The sequence below is a fragment of the Thalassospira sp. genome, from assembly GCF_040218635.1.
Lineage (GTDB): Bacteria > Pseudomonadota > Alphaproteobacteria > Rhodospirillales > Thalassospiraceae > Thalassospira.
Genome location: NZ_JAVJRB010000010.1, coordinates 166,547 through 182,909, shown reverse-complemented (window position 1 = coordinate 182,909; position 16,363 = coordinate 166,547). Strand labels below are relative to the sequence as shown.

16 protein-coding genes are annotated in these 16,363 nt (G+C 53.9%); all 16 read left to right on the top strand.

What is annotated here, in order from left to right; all coding sequences use genetic code 11:
• Window position 1: 1 nt before the first annotated feature.
• The 16 genes from RIC05_RS11315 (at window position 2) to RIC05_RS11240 (ending at window position 16,360) form a co-directional block, all read left to right on the top strand.
• Window positions 2-760: an SDR family NAD(P)-dependent oxidoreductase gene (locus RIC05_RS11315; RefSeq protein ID WP_350046367.1), complete on the top strand. Its 759-nt coding sequence runs from the start codon at window positions 2-4 to the stop codon at window positions 758-760.
• 2 nt (window positions 761-762) lie between these two features.
• Window positions 763-1,254 carry a MarR family winged helix-turn-helix transcriptional regulator gene (locus RIC05_RS11310; protein WP_350046366.1) on the top strand — a complete coding sequence of 164 codons (492 nt, stop codon included), beginning with the start codon at window positions 763-765 and terminating at the stop codon, window positions 1,252-1,254.
• Complete coding sequence (locus RIC05_RS11305; protein ID WP_350046365.1) at window positions 1,247-2,059, top strand: enoyl-CoA hydratase family protein; 813 nt, start codon at window positions 1,247-1,249, stop codon at window positions 2,057-2,059. The genes RIC05_RS11310 and RIC05_RS11305 overlap by 8 nt, the downstream gene beginning before the upstream one ends.
• A complete protein-coding gene (locus tag RIC05_RS11300) occupies window positions 2,059-3,213 on the top strand; it encodes an acyl-CoA dehydrogenase family protein (RefSeq protein WP_350046364.1) in 1,155 nt (384 codons plus the stop codon). The genes RIC05_RS11305 and RIC05_RS11300 overlap by 1 nt, the downstream gene beginning before the upstream one ends.
• A gap of 22 nt (window positions 3,214-3,235) precedes the next feature.
• Window positions 3,236-4,861, top strand: a complete 1,626-nt coding sequence (locus RIC05_RS11295) for an AMP-binding protein (protein ID WP_350046363.1) — start codon at window positions 3,236-3,238, stop codon at window positions 4,859-4,861.
• Window positions 4,858-6,051, top strand: coding sequence for a kynureninase (gene kynU / locus RIC05_RS11290; RefSeq protein ID WP_350046362.1), 1,194 nt, complete (start codon window positions 4,858-4,860; stop codon window positions 6,049-6,051). Before RIC05_RS11295 ends, kynU begins: the two co-directional genes overlap by 4 nt.
• On the top strand, window positions 6,048-6,899 hold the full coding sequence (kynA, locus tag RIC05_RS11285; RefSeq protein ID WP_350046361.1) for a tryptophan 2,3-dioxygenase: 852 nt from the start codon (window positions 6,048-6,050) through the stop codon (window positions 6,897-6,899). Before kynU ends, kynA begins: the two co-directional genes overlap by 4 nt.
• Window positions 6,900-7,036: 137 nt before the next feature.
• On the top strand, window positions 7,037-8,176 hold the full coding sequence (locus RIC05_RS11280; RefSeq protein ID WP_350046360.1) for an ABC transporter substrate-binding protein: 1,140 nt from the start codon (window positions 7,037-7,039) through the stop codon (window positions 8,174-8,176).
• An 81-nt stretch (window positions 8,177-8,257) separates the two neighbouring features.
• Window positions 8,258-9,175 carry a branched-chain amino acid ABC transporter permease gene (locus RIC05_RS11275; RefSeq protein ID WP_350046359.1) on the top strand — a complete coding sequence of 306 codons (918 nt, stop codon included), beginning with the start codon at window positions 8,258-8,260 and terminating at the stop codon, window positions 9,173-9,175.
• 1 nt (window position 9,176) lies between these two features.
• The gene (locus tag RIC05_RS11270; RefSeq protein ID WP_350046358.1) at window positions 9,177-10,163 is read left to right on the top strand and encodes a branched-chain amino acid ABC transporter permease; all 987 of its coding nucleotides are present in this window, start codon (window positions 9,177-9,179) and stop codon (window positions 10,161-10,163) included.
• Window positions 10,156-10,905, top strand: a complete 750-nt coding sequence (locus RIC05_RS11265) for an ABC transporter ATP-binding protein (protein WP_350046357.1) — start codon at window positions 10,156-10,158, stop codon at window positions 10,903-10,905. The genes RIC05_RS11270 and RIC05_RS11265 overlap by 8 nt, the downstream gene beginning before the upstream one ends.
• A 1-nt stretch (window position 10,906) precedes the next feature.
• On the top strand, window positions 10,907-11,596 hold the full coding sequence (locus RIC05_RS11260; protein ID WP_350046356.1) for an ABC transporter ATP-binding protein: 690 nt from the start codon (window positions 10,907-10,909) through the stop codon (window positions 11,594-11,596).
• A 1-nt stretch (window position 11,597) separates the two neighbouring features.
• Window positions 11,598-12,029, top strand: coding sequence for an acyl-CoA thioesterase (locus tag RIC05_RS11255; protein WP_350046355.1), 432 nt, complete (start codon window positions 11,598-11,600; stop codon window positions 12,027-12,029).
• Window positions 12,022-12,417, top strand: a complete 396-nt coding sequence (locus tag RIC05_RS11250) for a RidA family protein (RefSeq protein ID WP_350046354.1) — start codon at window positions 12,022-12,024, stop codon at window positions 12,415-12,417. Before RIC05_RS11255 ends, RIC05_RS11250 begins: the two co-directional genes overlap by 8 nt.
• A gap of 506 nt (window positions 12,418-12,923) precedes the next feature.
• Window positions 12,924-14,354, top strand: a complete 1,431-nt coding sequence (locus RIC05_RS11245) for a sigma-54-dependent transcriptional regulator (RefSeq protein ID WP_350046353.1) — start codon at window positions 12,924-12,926, stop codon at window positions 14,352-14,354.
• Window positions 14,354-16,360 (top strand): sensor histidine kinase, encoded by a 2,007-nt coding sequence (locus tag RIC05_RS11240; RefSeq protein ID WP_350046352.1) that lies wholly within the window; start codon window positions 14,354-14,356, stop codon window positions 16,358-16,360. Before RIC05_RS11245 ends, RIC05_RS11240 begins: the two co-directional genes overlap by 1 nt.
• The last annotated feature ends 3 nt before the right edge of the window (window positions 16,361-16,363 follow it).

The window sequence follows — 16,363 nt, the reverse complement described above, 5'->3', positions numbered from 1 at the left end:
TATGGCTGGTCTTGCCGTCAAAACAGCATTGATTACCGGGGGTGGTTCCGGGGTGGGAGCCGTGATGGCCCGCATGCTGGCAGATGCCGGGGTAAAGGTTGCTGTTTCTGGCCGTCGTGCAGATGCATTGGCCGAGATCGCCAACCATGAAAACATCACAGCGATCACTGCGGATGTCACCGACGAAGCATCTGTTCGTGCGATGTATGCGACCATGATTGATGTCATCGGCGCACCTGATCTGGTGATTGCCAATGCAGGCATGGCGGAAAGTGCGCCGATTGGAAAAACATCGGTTGATCTGTGGAAGCGCACGATTGATGTCAATCTGACCGGAACGTTTCTGACCTTCCGCGAAGGCTTGGCTGTGATGGACAAGACCAAGCCGGGGCGTTTGATTTCAATCGCATCAACCGCCGGGCTAAAGGGTTATGCCTATGTCACGGCCTATTGCGCGGCAAAGCATGGCGTTGTTGGTTTGGTTAAGGGCATGGCAGCAGAACTTGCCAAAACCCCGATTACGGTCAATGCGGTGTGTCCGGGCTTTATGGAAACGCCGATGCTTGAAAAATCGCTGGATAACATTGTCGCAAAAACCGGCATGAGCGCCGATGATGCGCGCGCAAGCCTGGCCAAAATCAATCCGCAAAACCGCCTTATCCAACCGCAAGAGGTTGCCGACACCGTGATGTGGCTTTGCAGCCCGAATGCGGCCTCTATGACCGGACAGACGATTTCCGTTTCGGGAGGAGAAATATGAATATGAACAATTCCCAAGGGCTTCCCGGTCACGCGGAGAACGAAACGTCTGACCTGTCTAAGGCCCGTCTGCGCGCATGGCTTCAGATATTGAAAGTCTCGCGGAAGGTCGAAGGCGAGTTGCGCGAAAAGATGCGCCTTGAATTTGGATCGACCTTGCCGCGATTTGATGTTCTGGCCGCCCTTTATCGTGAACGCGACGGCATGCGGATGAGCGAACTTTCCAAATCCCTGATGGTATCGAACGGCAATGTAACAGGCATTGTTGATCGTTTGGTGGCCGAAGGATTGATTGTGCGTGTGCCGGTCGAAAATGACCGTCGCGCATCCATCGTGCGCCTGACCAGTGACGGCGAAAAAGATTTCGCCGAACGGGCATTGGTGCATGAAAGCTGGGTGTCGGATTTGTTTTCCGATCTGTCATCTGGTGATGCCGATGCGTTGATCCGGATTTTGCGTACCATTTCTCATCATAACGAGGCGCCCCATGACTAAAATGGCCAACATCAAACCGACCCATTTCAATTGGCGGATGGAAGGTGACGTTGCAGTCATTACGCTGGATCGCCCGGACCGTAAAAACCCGCTGACCTTTGAAAGCTATGCCGAACTGCGCGATACGTTCCGCGATCTGGTCTATGCCGATGACGTCAAGGCGGTTGTCTTTGGATCGAACGGTGGCAATTTTTGTTCTGGCGGGGATGTGCATGACATTATCGGTCCCTTGATCGCCAAGGACATGAAAGGTCTTTTGGAATTCACCCGCATGACCGGTGATCTGGTCAAGTCGATCATTGGCTGTGGTAAGCCGGTGATTGCGGCAGTGGATGGCGTTTGTGTGGGTGCGGGGGCAATCATTGCCATGGCATCCGACCTTCGCCTGGCAACGACTGCGTCCAAAACAGCATTCCTGTTTACCCGTGTTGGTCTTGCCGGATGTGACATGGGGGCATGTGCGATCCTGCCGCGCATCATCGGACAGGGCCGTGCGGCAGAACTTCTTTATACCGGGCGGTCGATGTCTGCGGACGAAGGCGAACGCTGGGGATTTTATAACCGTGTGGTCGAGGCGGATGTTCTTGAAGCCGAAGCAATTACGTTGGCAACCCGTATTTCCCAAGGTCCGACTTTCGGTCACATGATGACCAAAACCATGCTGGCGCAAGAATGGAATATGTCGATCGAACAGGCGATTGAGGCCGAAGCACAGGCACAGGCACTTTGCATGCAGACCGAAGATTTCAATCGCGCCTACAAGGCCTTTGTCGCCAAAGAAAAACCGGTGTTTGAGGGTAACTGATGGCAGATACATCCTATCTTGATTGGCCGTTTTTCGAAGACCGTCACCGTGAACTGGCGGCAAAGCTTGATACATGGGCGTTGGCCAATCTTGATGGCATCGACCACAGCGATGTTGATGATGCATGCCGCGATCTCGTTGCTCGGCTGGCGGGTGGCGGATGGCTTTCACATGCTGCGATTGACCACACCGATGACACATCAAAACTTGATGTACGCTCCCTTTGTCTGATCCGTGAAACGCTTGCGCGGTATGACGGGTTGGCCGATTTTGCCTTTGCCATGCAGGGGCTGGGGAGTGGCGCGATCTCTTTGTTTGGAACCGAAGCCCTCCGGGGGGAATGGCTTCCGAAAGTACGTTCCGGCAAAGGGATCGCTGCCTTCGCTTTGACCGAACCGCAATCGGGATCAGATGTTGCCAATATTGCCCTTGATGCCAAGCGCGATGGCGATGACTTTGTTCTGAATGGCGAGAAAACCTGGATTTCCAACGGCGGCATTGCCGATTTTTATTGCGTGTTCGCCCGCACCGGCGAAGCACCGGGGGCCAAGGGGCTTTCGGCCTTTGTCATTCCGGGTGACACACCGGGTCTTGAAATTGCTGAACGTCTTCACACCATTGCCCCGCATCCGCTGGCACGTTTGAAATTCACCGATTGCCGCATTCCGGCAAGTGCCCTGATTGGCAAAGGCGGGGATGGGTTCAAAATTGCGATGTCGGTTCTGGATGTGTTTCGCTCGACCGTGGCGGCAGCCGCACTTGGCTTTGCCCGCCGTGCACTGGATGAAACCGTCACGCGCGTTTCCGAACGCCAATTGTTTGGCGCGCCGCTTTTCGATCTTCAGATGGTTCAGGGTCATGTTGCGGACATGGCACTGGATATCGATGCAAGTGCGCTTCTTGTTTATCGCGCAGCGTGGCTCAAAGACAGCGGTGCCGCACGGGTCAGCCGCGAAGCCGCGATGGCAAAACTTTATGCAACCGATCATGCACAAACCGTCATTGATAAGGCGGTGCAAATTCATGGCGGCGATGGTGTGCGCAGTGGCCACATCGTCGAGACGCTTTACCGGGAAATTCGCGCTCTTCGCATTTATGAAGGCGCGTCAGACGTCCAGAAAATAATCATCGCACGGCAAACGCTGGCGCAATAATGGCTGTATCAGGGACTTCAAAATGCTCGGACCAACCGCACATACCGATAGCTTCACACGGGACAATTTACCCCCGGTCGCAGAATGGCCGGAATTCAATCTGGACGGGTTTGACTATCCGGAATATCTGAATGCCGGGGTCGAACTGACCGACAAGATGGTCGAACAGGGTTTTGGCGATAACACGGCCCTGATCGGAAATGGTCGTCAGCGGACCTATAAGGAACTCGCAGACTGGACCAACCGGATCGCCCATACCCTTGTCGAAGATTACGGCGTTAAGCCGGGCAACCGCATCATGATCCGGTCGGCCAATAATCCGGCAATGGTTGCGTGCTGGTTGGCGGCAACCAAGGCCGGTGCGGTTGTGGTCAATACCATGCCGATGCTGCGCGCGGGCGAACTGGGCCAGATCGTTGATAAGGCCGAAATTGAATTTGCCCTGTGCGATACGCGCCTGATGGATGAACTGGTTGCCTGTGCCAAAGACAGCAAATTCCTTAAAAAGGTTATCGGGTTTGATGGTACAGCCAACCATGATGCGGAACTTGATCGCATTGCGCTGACCAAATCGGTCAAGTTCGAAGCGGTCAAAACCGGGCGCGATGATGTCGCCCTTCTTGGATTTACATCCGGCACGACCGGAAGCCCCAAGGCGACCATGCATTTCCACCGTGATCTTTTGATCATTGCTGATGGCTATGCCAAAGAAGTGCTGAACGTTACCCCGGATGACGTGTTTGTCGGATCACCACCCCTTGCCTTTACCTTTGGTCTTGGTGGGCTTGCGATCTTCCCGCTTCGTTTTGGTGCGACGGCAACCTTGCTTGAAAAAGCATCCCCGCCCAACATGATCGAAATCATCGAAACCTATAAGGCGACCGTGTGCTTTACCGCACCAACGGCGTACCGCGTGATGCTGTCGGCAATGGACGAAGGTGCCGATTTGTCATCGCTGCGTGCCGCCGTTTCGGCCGGGGAAACTCTGCCCGCACCGGTTTATGACGCATGGATGGCAAAAACCGGAAAACCGATGCTTGACGGCATTGGCGCGACGGAAATGCTCCATATCTTTATCTCCAACCGTTTTGGCGACAGTCACGCCGCCTGCACCGGGCGTCCAGTTGGCGGCTACGAAGCCAAAATTGTTGATCACGACATGAACGAAGTTCCGGTTGGCACCGTTGGCAGACTTGCAGTGCGGGGGCCAACGGGCTGTCGTTATCTGGGGGATGTGCGTCAGTGCGTTTATGTCCGCGATGGCTGGAACCTGACCGGGGATGCGTTCTTTGTTGATGAAGACGGCTACTATCATTTTGCTGCGCGCAATGACGATATGATCGTGTCGTCGGGCTATAACATTGCCGGGCCGGAAGTTGAATCCGCCTTGTTGTCACATGCTGCTGTGGCTGAATGCGGGGTCATTGGCGCACCCGATGAAGAACGCGGCACAATTGTTCAGGCCCATATCGTGCTTGCAGACGGTTTTCATCCAACAGCCGAGATGGCCAAAGAGCTTCAGGATCATGTAAAAGCGACGATCGCGCCGTTTAAATACCCGCGTTCCATCGTCTTCATCGAGACACTGCCAAAAACCGCGACTGGAAAAATTCAGCGCTTCAGACTGAAACAGGAACCGTCTGCATGACCGACTTTGCCGCCACCAAATCCCTGTTCCATATCCCGAAAGGTATCATCTACCTTGACGGGAACTCGCTTGGCATGCTGCCGAAATCGGCAGCAAACCGTGCCAAGGCGATGATTGAGGATGAATGGGGCGAAATGCTAATCCGCGGCTGGAATGATGCCAAATGGATGGAGCAACCCGAACGTGTCGGCAATCTTGTCGCGCGTTTGATCGGGGCGGCACCCGGTACTGTGGTGATGGGCGATACCTTGTCGATCAAGGTTTATCAGGCCTTGGCAAGTGCGCTTGAAATGCGCCAGGATCGCAAAGTCATCGTTTCTGATAACGGGAACTTTCCGACCGACCTTTATATGGCAGATGGCCTGATCAAAAGCCTTGATAAGGGCCATGTTCTTAAAACGCCAAATCCCGAAGATGTCGAAAGCCTGATCAATGAAGATCTGGCTGTCTTGATGCTGACCCAGGTCGATTACCGTACCGGGCGCATGTATGACATGAAACGCATCACCGATCTTGCCCACGCAGCGGGTGCGATTGTGATCTGGGATCTTGCCCATTCGGCCGGTGCCGTGCCGGTTGATCTTGTCGGGTGCAATGCCGATTTCGCCGTGGGCTGTAGCTATAAATACCTGAATGGTGGCCCCGGTGCCCCGGCCTTTATCTATGTCCGCCCGGATCATGCCAAAACCATCCGCCCTGCTTTGTCGGGCTGGCTGGGTCATGCCGCACCATTTGCTTTTGACCCGCAATATTCCCCGGCACCTGATGTTTCGCGGATGCGTGTTGGTACGCCGCCGGTCATTCAGATGACGGTTCTTGAAGAAGCATTGAAGGCGTGGGACGGCATTGAAATGGCCGATATCCGCAACCGCAGTATTGAGCTTTGCGAACAGTTCATTGCCGGGGTCGAAGCATTCTGTCCGATGCTGGAACTGGCAAGCCCGCGCAATCCGGAACATCGCGGATCGCAGGTGTCGTTCAAGTTTGATCAGGGATATGCCGTGATGCAGGCACTGATTTCGCGCGGTGTGATTGGTGATTTCCGGGCACCCGATGTCATCCGCTTTGGCTTCACCCCGCTTTATATCGACAATGCGGATGTTGATGGTGCGGTCAAGATCCTGGCCGAGATCATGGAAACCAAGGCGTGGGACAAACCGGAATTCCACAAACGGAATGCCGTAACATGATCAAGAAAACAGAAACCAAACCTTATGATCCAAGCACGGAAGGTGCGCGAACGGATTTCTCCGATCAGATGTCCTATGGGGATTATCTGTCGCTTGATGCGATCCTGAGCGCACAGCATCCGCATTCGGATGCCCATGACGAATTGCTGTTTATCATTCAGCACCAGACGTCCGAACTTTGGATGAAACTTGCGATCCGTGAAATCAATGCCGCACGCAGTGCCATTCATGGCGGTGATTTGCGCCCGGCCTTTAAAATGCTGGCCCGCGTGTCGCGGATATTTGAACAGCTTAATAACGCATGGGACGTTTTGCGGACCATGACGCCAAGCGATTACACCACATTCCGCGATGCGCTTGGCCCGTCATCTGGGTTCCAGTCCTATCAGTACCGTCAGATCGAATTCATGCTGGGCAACCGGAACCCTGCGATGCTGCGCCCCCATGCGCACCGCGAAGACATTCTGGCGATGCTTGAAAACGAACTCGCAACGCCCAGCCTGTATGACGAAGCACTTCATCTGTTGCCGGGCGAAGGCATTGATGTTCCTGATCATGTTTTGAACCGGGATGTGTCACAGCCCTATACGCCAGATGATGCGGTAATTGCCGCCTGGCATAAGGTTTACAGCGATCCTGCCAAATACTGGTCGCTGTATGAACTGGCTGAAAAGCTGGTGGATTTCGAAGATTACTTCCGTCGCTGGCGCTTTAACCATGTGACCACGGTCGAACGCGTGATCGGCTTTAAACGCGGGACCGGGGGCACGGGTGGTGTCAGTTATCTGAAGAAAATGCTGGAAGTAGAACTGTTTCCTGAACTCTGGCGGGTGCGAACCACGCTTTGAGGATGGACGGACATGATGCAAATACTGCAAGATCAGGGGCAGGCATCAAGTTCGTAAAAACCACGACGCGAAAAGACATAAATGTCGTGGGATCAACGTGTTGCTAAACGAATAAATGTATAAACACGGAGGCTTAAATGAAGGGTATTAAGACAACCATTGCAGCAGTGGCTGCATTGCTTGTTGCCGGGGCAGCGCATGCTGATCCGGTGAAGGTGGGCATGATTACAACGCTTTCGGGCGGTGGTGCCGGTTTGGGTATTGATGCACGTGACGGCTTTATGCTTGCCGTTAAACAGGCAAACAATCCTGACCTTGAAGTCGTGATCGAAGACGATCAGCGCAAACCGGACGTTGCTGTTCAGCTTGCAGACAAAATGATCCAGCAAGAAAAAGTCGATGTTCTGACCGGTATCATCTGGTCGAACCTGGCGATGGCTGTTGTGCCGTCTGCTGTTGCACAGGACAAATTGTATCTTTCGGTCAATGCTGCCCCGTCGCAGCTGGCTGGCAAAGGCTGCAATGCGAACTATTTCTCGGTTTCCTATCAGAACGACAACCTGCATGAAGCAGCTGGTGGCTATGCCTCGACCGAAGGATATAACAAGACCTTCATTCTTGCGCCGAACTATCCAGCAGGCAAAGATTCCCTCGCAGGTTTCAAACGCTTCTTCTTTGGTGACATTGCAGGCGAAGTTTACACCAAGCTTGGCCAGACCGATTATGCAGCCGAAATCGCGGAAATCCGCGCATCGGGTGCTGACAGCGTCTTCTTCTTCCTTCCGGGCGGCATGGGCATTGCGTTCATGAAACAGTATGCTCAGTCGGGTGTTGATCTTCCGTTGATCGGTCCGGCGTTCTCGATGGATCAGGGTATCCTTGGTGCCGTCGGTGATGACGCACTTGGTTTCAAAAATACCTCGAACTGGTCGAAAGACATCGACAATGCCACCAACAAGGCATTCGTAGAAACCTTCCAGGCTGAATATGGTCGTCTGCCGTCGCTTTATGCGTCTTACGGCTTTGACACTGCAAACCTGTTGCTTTCGGCAATGGGCAAAGCAAGCGTTTCGGACAAGGAAGCTTTCCGCAACGCATTGCGCGAAGCTGACTTCAATTCGGTCCGTGGCAAGTTTGTCTTTGGTCCGAACCAGCATCCGATTCAGGACATTTATGTCCGTGAAGTCGTGAAAGAAGGCGACGTTCTGACCAACAAAATTGTTGGCGTTGCTCTTAAAGACCACTCTGACGCATATGCGTCGGAATGCTCGATGTAATCACGAGCGAACAAGACGGTGGGGGCCGGTGCCGATATTAACTATCGGCCCCCGACCACCTTGTGACGGAGTTATTCAATAATGTTCTCTCTTTTCATCGAGCAGCTGTTAAACGGCCTTCAGTCCGGTGTGATGCTTTTTTTGATGGCATCGGGACTGACGCTGGTTTTCGGCGTGATGGGGCTGATTAATCTGGCCCATGGCTCGCTTTATATGGTTGGTGCATTTGCCTGTGCGGCTGTTGCGGCATGGACCGGTTCGTTCTGGCTTGGCCTTGTTGCAAGCTTGATGGCCGCAGCCCTTGCCGGTGCATTGGTTGAAATGCTGATTATTCGCCGCTTGTATAACCGTGATCACCTTGATCAGGTTCTGGCGACTTTTGCGCTTATTTTGATTTTTTCCGAAGGCACGCGGTGGATTTTCGGATCCTTCCCGCTGTTCCTCAGCGTCCCTGATTTCTTAAGCGGGACGGTTGTTCTGCCCGGTAATCTGGAATATCCGCTGTTTCGCTTTGCCATCATTATTGCGGGCTTCGTCGTAGCCGCCGGTTTGTTCCTTCTGATCGGGAAAACCCGCCTTGGTATCCGTATTCGTGCGGGCGAAGCAGATCGCGGCATGATTGCCGCCCTTGGTGTGAATATTGATCGTCTTTACACGATTGTCTTTGCCTTGGGTGCTGCCCTTGCCGGTCTTGCCGGTGCCTTTGTCGGCACCACCCAGTCGGTTCAGGTCGGGATGGGCGAGCCGGTTCTTATTCTGGCATTCGTTGTGATTGTGATTGGCGGTATCGGATCGATCAAAGGGGCCCTGATCGGATCGCTTCTGGTCGGCTTTACCGACACGATGGGGCGGTTTTTGTTGCCGCACGCCTTCGCAACCTTCCTTGATCCGGCGAGTGCAACCGCCATTGGTTCTGCACTTGCATCCATGTTGATTTATATCGTGATGGCGTTGGTTTTATTCCTGCGTCCAAGCGGTTTGTTCGGGACGGAAGCCTGATATGACCATGAACCGCGAAACACTTATCAATTCCGTTCTTGCCATTGCGCTGGTTGCTGTACCGCTGATCGCACTTGGCATGGATGAACCCTTCATCATTACACTGGCAACCAAGGTGGCGATCTTTGCCATGGCCGGTGTCGGGCTTAATCTTGTTCTGGGCTATGGCGGGCTTGTGTCCTTTGGCCATGCGGCATTCTTCGGGATTGGCGGTTATGCGGCCGGTATCCTTGCCAGCCATGCGCTGAATTACGAACCGATCCTGTCCTGGCCGTTCGAACTTGAAGGCACCACCCAGATGATCATTATCTGGATTGTCGCCCTGATCGCATCGGCCCTGATTGCGCTGGCCATCGGCGCGATTACGCTGCGGACCAGTGGTGTCTATTTCATCATGATCACGTTGGCGTTCGCGCAGATGATCTATTATTTCGCCATTTCCTGGCCGGCTTATGGCGGGGAAGACGGATTGTCGATCTATGTGCGCAACGGGTTCCCGGGGCTTAATACCCTTGATCCGATCAGCTTCTTTGCGCTTTGTGCGGTGATGCTGGGGATTTCAATGGTGTTTTCGGCCGTTCTGATCCGGTCACGCTTTGGTCTGGCATTGCAAGGGGCGCGTCAGAACACGCAGCGTATGACCGCCGTTGGCATTGCGCCCTTCCGCATTCGTCTGGTGGCCTTTGTGATTTCGGCAATGATTACGGCCTTGGCAGGGGCGCTTTATGCCGATCTCAACCGGTTTGTCAGCCCCAGCATGCTGTCCTGGCATATGTCGGGTGAGATCATGGTGTTTGTGATTCTGGGCGGGGTTGGACGTTTGTTCGGACCCCTCGCAGGGGCCGGGCTTTACATCATCCTTGAACATCTTCTGGGTGGGGTTTGGGAATTCTGGCAATTGCCGCTTGGTGTGTTGCTGTTGATTGTTGTTCTGTTTGCCCGTGGCGGACTTGTCGGTGTATTGGCGGGGGAACGCAAACATGCCTGATGCCATTCTTTCACTTTCAAAAGTCACCAAACAGTTTGGATCGCTGCTGGCGAGTGATGCGGTAACGCTTGATCTGCGTCCCGGCGAAATTCACGCCCTGATCGGCCCGAACGGGGCGGGGAAATCGACCCTGATCAAACAGATCGCCGGCGAGATCAAATCAGACAGTGGCGAGATCCATTTCAACGGCCAAAACATCAACGAACTTGATGCGGTTGCACGGTCGCGTATGGGGCTTGCCAGAACGTTTCAGGTATCATCCTTGATGCCGGAGTTCTCGGTGCTGCAGAACGTGATGCTTGCCCGCCAATCGGTCAGCGGCAAGGTGTTTCGGTTCTTTCGCCCGGTTTTAAGCGACGCATCACTGGTTGAACCGGCGATGGCGCAGCTTGAACGGGTTGGTCTGGCCGATCGTGCGCAAATGCGTGCGGCCGATATTTCGCACGGTGAACGTCGGCAGCTTGAAATGGCGGTCGCCTTGGCGCTTGAACCAAAAGCGTTCCTGTTGGATGAACCAATGGCAGGCATGGGGCCCGAAGGGTCCAAACGTCTGACCGGGTTCCTTGATACTTTGCGCGGGCAGGCCCCGATCCTTTTGGTCGAACATGACATGGATGCGGTCTTTGCCTTGGCAGACCGGATTTCTGTTCTGGTCTATGGCCGGGTGATTGCCACCGGGACGGTTGATGAAATTCGCGGCAATGATGACGTGAAACGTGCCTATCTCGGGGAGGACGCCTGATATGACTGCACTTCTCGAACTCAATGGGGTGACCGCCTATTACGGTGCTTCACAGGCCTTGTTTGGCATTGATCTGTCGCTGAATGAAGGCGAGGCGGTTGCGCTTATGGGCCGCAATGGCATGGGCAAGACCACCACGATCAAAACCATCTGTCGCATGATGGAACATCGGGATGGTTCAATCCGCTTTGCCGGACAGGATCTGGCAAAAATGCCATCGCACAAGGCCGCCCGTCTTGGTCTTGGTCTGGTGCCGGAAGGCCGCCGGTGCTTTGCCCGTTTAAGTGTGATGGAAAACCTGATTGCGGCGGCCCGTCCCGGCGAATGGGATTTTGACCGGGTGGCCGGCTTGTTCCCGCGCCTTGCCGAACGGCGTGATCAAAAGGCGATGACGCTTTCGGGTGGGGAACAACAGATGCTGGCCATTGGCCGGGCCTTGATGACCAATCCGCGTTTGCTGATTTTGGACGAAGCGACCGAGGGATTGGCACCCGTTGTCCGGCAGGAAATCTGGGCTGCGATCAATCAGTTGAAACAGTCGGGTTTGACGATCCTTGTCGTTGACAAGTCGCTCAAAGAACTTTCAGGTGTCGCTGATCGATACGTGGTTGTCGAAAAGGGCGTCACAGCGTGGACCGGTGCGGTTAACGAGCTGACCGACGCGCTTGCCGACCGGTATCTGGGGGTCTGATATGGCAGTCTTCACCTATCGGCAAAAAGTCCTGTTTCAACATTGCGATCCGGCGGGGATTGTCTTTTACCCCCGCTATTTTGAAATGGTGAATGCCACGGTTGAAGAATGGTTTGATGTTGTGATCGGCTGTGGTTTTCCAACCATGCATGGTCCGATGCAGGTTGCTGTTCCGACAGCGGGCCTGACCATCGCGTTTACCGCGCCAAGCATGCTGGGTGATTTGCTGGAATTTAAACTCGAACCGCTGCGCATCGGACGATCCAGCCTTGATCTGGAAATCGTCGCGCTTGCCGGGGACGAACAACGCCTGAAATCAAGTTTAACATTGGTCTTTACGAAAAAAGGGGCCGGAAAGTCGGTGGCATGGCCTGATGACTTGCGTGCCAAAATCGAAAAAGAAATCAATCAAGTGGTAGAAAAAAATGCATAAAATCGTTCAGCCAGACGGATGGAAAGAGCCCAAGGGATATGCAAACGGTGTGTTGGCAGAAGGTGCGACACTGTATATCGGAGGACAAATTGGCTGGAACGCCGATCAGGTCTTCGTTGCCAAGGATTTTGTCGGTCAGATGGAACAGGCGCTTAAAAACATTGCCGCCGTTCTTGAAGCTGGCGGTGGCAAACCGGAACATTTGACACGCCTGACATGGTATGTGACCGACAAAAAGGAATATCTCGCCAAACAGCGCGAAGTCGGTCAGGCCTACCGTAATGTTCTTGGCAAAAACTTCCCGGCGATGACCATGGTTGTGGTCAATGCATTGGTCGAAGATGAAGCCATGATCGAGATCGAAGCAACGGCGGTTATTCCGCACTAAGACCGTTATCGATCACGTTCCGAGACGCAAAGGGCAGCATCAGAATGCTGTCCTTTGTCCGTTCGGGGTGTCAGGCTTTCCTTACATGCAGTCTATCATAGAACAAAATCGTCGCGATTGACGCTACGGCATGCGCCAATTGCGTGCGATAACAACCGGCTTGCGACCAACGGTTTTGCTTTTCCGCCTCTGCTGATTTAGGGTCAGGACTCATTAATTTGATTGGAATGGCAGTCGTTATATTTGCGAACTCCAAGGAAAAGCCCGCAGGGCGGGTTGGTATCCCGTACAAGGGTTTTGACGCCGGAGTTCGCAAATATAACGACTGTCATTCGGATCAATCGGATTTGCACGGGCTACTTTGTCGCAAAACATTGAAAGATAAATATCTTCCTGCTGATTCGCTTCGCGTATCCGCACAAATCTGATTGACCATTCCAAACAAATTAATGAGTCCTGACCCTAAGCTTTTTGAAAATAAAAATAAGTTTCAGCGGAGGAAGGTTATGAAATCGAACGTCTTGGGTGCGCCCGAAACGGCGACACCCGCCGTTGGCAATGATGAAAATTACAGCGCGCCGGGCCCGGAATTTGGTCCCTGGCTGGAAAAGGCATCCATTCTGATTGTCGATGACGAACCGGGGATGCGCAATTTTCTGGTCCGCACCCTTGGTCCGCGGGCCAAACGGGTTGAAGAGGCCGCCGATTGCGAAGCTGCCACCGCCCTTTTGGATCAACACCATTTCGACGTCGTTATTCTGGATAACATCATGCCGGGTAAAAGCGGGGTCGAATGGCTGACCGAACAGCGCGAGATCGGCTTTTTCTCTGATGCCATTCTCATGACGGCCTATGCCGACCTTGATACCGCGATCAAGGCATTGCGCGCCGGGGCGGTGGATTTTGTTTTAAAACCATTTCGCTCCAACCAGATTTTAAATGCGGTTGCCCGTTGTCTTGACCGGATGCGGTTGCGCCGTGAAAACCATGTGTTGCGTCACGAACTGCGTGCGACATCCGATCATGTGTTGCTGCGTGACAAACTGATTGGCTATTCAGCCCAAATTCAGGAAATCCGCGAAACCATCGCCCGTGTCGCGCCCTTGCCAACCTCGATCCTGATTTCGGGGCAAAGCGGGACGGGTAAGGAAGTCACAGCACGCTCCTTGCACGCCTTATCGGACCGCGTGCAAAAGCCGTTTGTGCCGATCAATTGTGCCGCCATCCCGTCTGAAATGATCGAGGCCGAGCTGTTTGGTCATGTCAAAGGCGCCTTTACCGGCGCGCAATCGGCCCGCGATGGATTGTTCATGCATGCACAGGGCGGAACCCTGTTCTTGGATGAAGTGGGCGAGCTGTCGCTTGCCACCCAAAGCAAACTTTTGCGCGCAATTGAAAGCCGCCGTATCCGCCCGGTTGGATCGGAACGCGAAGCCCCGGTGGATTTGCGGTTTATCTTTGCCACCAATGCCGATCTTGAGGCCGAAGTCGAAGCCGGGCGTTTCCGGGCCGATCTGTTTTACCGGATCAATGTCATGCATATTGAAATGCCGCCCCTGCATGAGCGCGGTGATGATGTGCTTGAACTGGCGGAACTGTTCATGACCAAGCTTTCCAAACAGCTTGGCGTGCGACAGGTGCCAATGGATGGTGCGGTGCGTGCCGGGCTTACGCGCTATGACTGGCCGGGCAATGTGCGTGAATTGCGAAATCTGATTGAACGCACTTTGATCCTTGGCCGCTTCCCTGATGAGTTTCGCGAAGAACGCGCAGATCAGGGATCGGCCGTTGAAGGCGATGAAACACTTGATGAAATGGAACGCCGTCACATTCTGGCGATGCTTTATAAAACCGGCGGCAATCGTAACGAAGCTGCCCGGCGTCTGGGGGTCTCGCGCAAGACGATTGATCGTAAATGCGCAAGCTGGGATCTGTGATGAAAGCTTTGTCGCTGTTTGGTTTAAAGCGACCCAAGCGGACCCGGTCGGTGCGGTTCAAGCTGTTGGCGATTGCACTTTTGCCAACCCTTGTCATCTTGCCTTTGTTGCTTGGCGTGATGATGGTGCGGTGGAATTCCAAATTTGATGCCCTTCTGACATCAAAGGTCAGCGGCGATTTGACCATTGCCCATCAATATTTCGCCCATATTCTTGAAAACACCGGCGAACAAATTGAATCTTTGGGGCAATCGGTGGCCTTTCGCACCGTTCTGACATCCGAAGATCCCGATGCGGTTAATGCCCTGCTGGCCAAACGCCAGCGCGATCTGGGTCTTGATTTCCTGTATCTGATCGATGGGGTGGATCAAAGTGGTGCGTTCAATGGCGATGATAACTGGCCCGTTATCGCCAGTGCCTTTGCCGGGCAATCATCCACCAGCGTTGATATTTTCAGCAATACCGATCTTGCCGCGATCTCGCCTGACCTTGCGGCGCGCGCGCAACTTGATTTAATTGAAACACCCAATGCGGTGCCAACCACCCGCAATGCCGAAACACGGGGCATGGTCGTGCATTCCGCCAGCCACGTTACCCTGCCATCGGGTGGGGACGGGGCCTTGGTTGGTGGTATTTTGCTTAATCAGAATTTGGGCTTCATTGATACGATCAATGATCTGGTCTATCGGCAAAGCAGCCTGCCCGAAGGAAGCCAGGGCACGGCAACGCTGTTTCTTGATGATGTCCGGGTCAGCACCAATGTCCGCCTGTTTGCTGATCGCCGTGCATTGGGCACACGGGTTTCAGGTATTGTGCGCAAGACCGTGCTTGAAGATGGCAAAGTCTGGCTGGACCGGGCCTTTGTGGTTAATGACTGGTACATATCGGCCTATGAGCCGATCAAGGACAGTTATGGCAAACGGGTCGGGATGCTCTATGTCGGCTTTCTCGAAGCCCCCTTTGCCCAGACCAAATATGAAAGCCTGCTGATCCTGATCGGGGCGTTTTTGTTTGTCGCGGCCCTGTCTGTTCCGATATTTCTGCGCTGGGCGCGCGGCATATTCAAACCGCTTGAACGGATGACCAATACGATTGGCCGGGTCGAAAATGGCGATTTTTCCGCACGGACCAACCTTAATCAGGTCCATGATGAAATCTCGCTGGTGGCAGAACATCTTGATGATCTGCTTGATCAGGTGCAGGAACGCGATAAACGCCTGCGCGCGTGGAATGATCAACTTAATGCCCGGGTTGATGCCCGGACGCGCGAATTGCGTGATGCCAATCAGGCACTTGAAACCACCACCAAACAATTGATCATGTCTGAAAAGCTGGCCGCCATCGGTGAAATCACCGCTGGCGTTGCCCATGAAATCAATAACCCGGTTGCGGTTATTCAGGGCAACCTTGATGTTTTGCGCGAACTTTTGGGCGATCATGTAAGGCTGGCCGATACAGAAATCCGTCTGATTGATGAACAGGTTAATCGCATCAATCTGATCGTGACCAAGCTTCTGCAATTTGCCAAACCCGAAGAATATGCTGGTTTCGTTGAACGCCATAGCGTCGGGCAGGTGATCGATGATTGCCTGCCACTGGTCGCCCATCTGCTGGGCCGGGCCGAGATCGAAGTTGTCCGCGAACAAACCTCCACCCGACTGGTTTTGATGAACCGAACCGAATTGCAACAGGTCCTGGTTAATCTGATGGTCAATGCCCTGCATGCGATGCCGGACCGCGGCACATTGACCCTGATTGATGCCGATAGTGACCGCGATGGCAAACCGGGCATTCTGATCACGGTGCGCGATACCGGATCGGGCATGGATGCAAAGGTGCTGAACCGTATCTTTGATCCGTTCTACACCACCAAACGCCGCGAGGGGACGGGTCTTGGCCTGTCTATCACCAAGACCCTGATTGATCGACAAAGCGGTGCGCTCGATGTGCAAAGCAAACCCGGTCAGGGCACAACCTTTACCATCTGGCTGCCCGAGGTGAATTAACCC

What these genes read in the sequence shown, in the direction of transcription:
- RIC05_RS11250 (WP_350046354.1), top strand. Translation starts at nt 12,022, where the DNA reads ATGCATAAAATCGTTCAGCCAGACGGATGGAAAGAGCCCAAGGGATAT.
- RIC05_RS11255 (WP_350046355.1), top strand. Translation starts at nt 11,598, where the DNA reads ATGGCAGTCTTCACCTATCGGCAAAAAGTCCTGTTTCAACATTGCGAT.
- RIC05_RS11275 (WP_350046359.1), top strand. Translation starts at nt 8,258, where the DNA reads ATGTTCTCTCTTTTCATCGAGCAGCTGTTAAACGGCCTTCAGTCCGGT.
- RIC05_RS11245 (WP_350046353.1), top strand. Translation starts at nt 12,924, where the DNA reads ATGAAATCGAACGTCTTGGGTGCGCCCGAAACGGCGACACCCGCCGTT.
- RIC05_RS11315 (WP_350046367.1), top strand. Translation starts at nt 2, where the DNA reads ATGGCTGGTCTTGCCGTCAAAACAGCATTGATTACCGGGGGTGGTTCC.
- RIC05_RS11310 (WP_350046366.1), top strand. Translation starts at nt 763, where the DNA reads ATGAACAATTCCCAAGGGCTTCCCGGTCACGCGGAGAACGAAACGTCT.
- RIC05_RS11305 (WP_350046365.1), top strand. Translation starts at nt 1,247, where the DNA reads ATGACTAAAATGGCCAACATCAAACCGACCCATTTCAATTGGCGGATG.
- RIC05_RS11260 (WP_350046356.1), top strand. Translation starts at nt 10,907, where the DNA reads ATGACTGCACTTCTCGAACTCAATGGGGTGACCGCCTATTACGGTGCT.
- kynU (WP_350046362.1), top strand. Translation starts at nt 4,858, where the DNA reads ATGACCGACTTTGCCGCCACCAAATCCCTGTTCCATATCCCGAAAGGT.
- RIC05_RS11280 (WP_350046360.1), top strand. Translation starts at nt 7,037, where the DNA reads ATGAAGGGTATTAAGACAACCATTGCAGCAGTGGCTGCATTGCTTGTT.
- RIC05_RS11295 (WP_350046363.1), top strand. Translation starts at nt 3,236, where the DNA reads ATGCTCGGACCAACCGCACATACCGATAGCTTCACACGGGACAATTTA.
- RIC05_RS11270 (WP_350046358.1), top strand. Translation starts at nt 9,177, where the DNA reads ATGACCATGAACCGCGAAACACTTATCAATTCCGTTCTTGCCATTGCG.
- RIC05_RS11300 (WP_350046364.1), top strand. Translation starts at nt 2,059, where the DNA reads ATGGCAGATACATCCTATCTTGATTGGCCGTTTTTCGAAGACCGTCAC.
- kynA (WP_350046361.1), top strand. Translation starts at nt 6,048, where the DNA reads ATGATCAAGAAAACAGAAACCAAACCTTATGATCCAAGCACGGAAGGT.
- RIC05_RS11265 (WP_350046357.1), top strand. Translation starts at nt 10,156, where the DNA reads ATGCCTGATGCCATTCTTTCACTTTCAAAAGTCACCAAACAGTTTGGA.
- RIC05_RS11240 (WP_350046352.1), top strand. Translation starts at nt 14,354, where the DNA reads ATGAAAGCTTTGTCGCTGTTTGGTTTAAAGCGACCCAAGCGGACCCGG.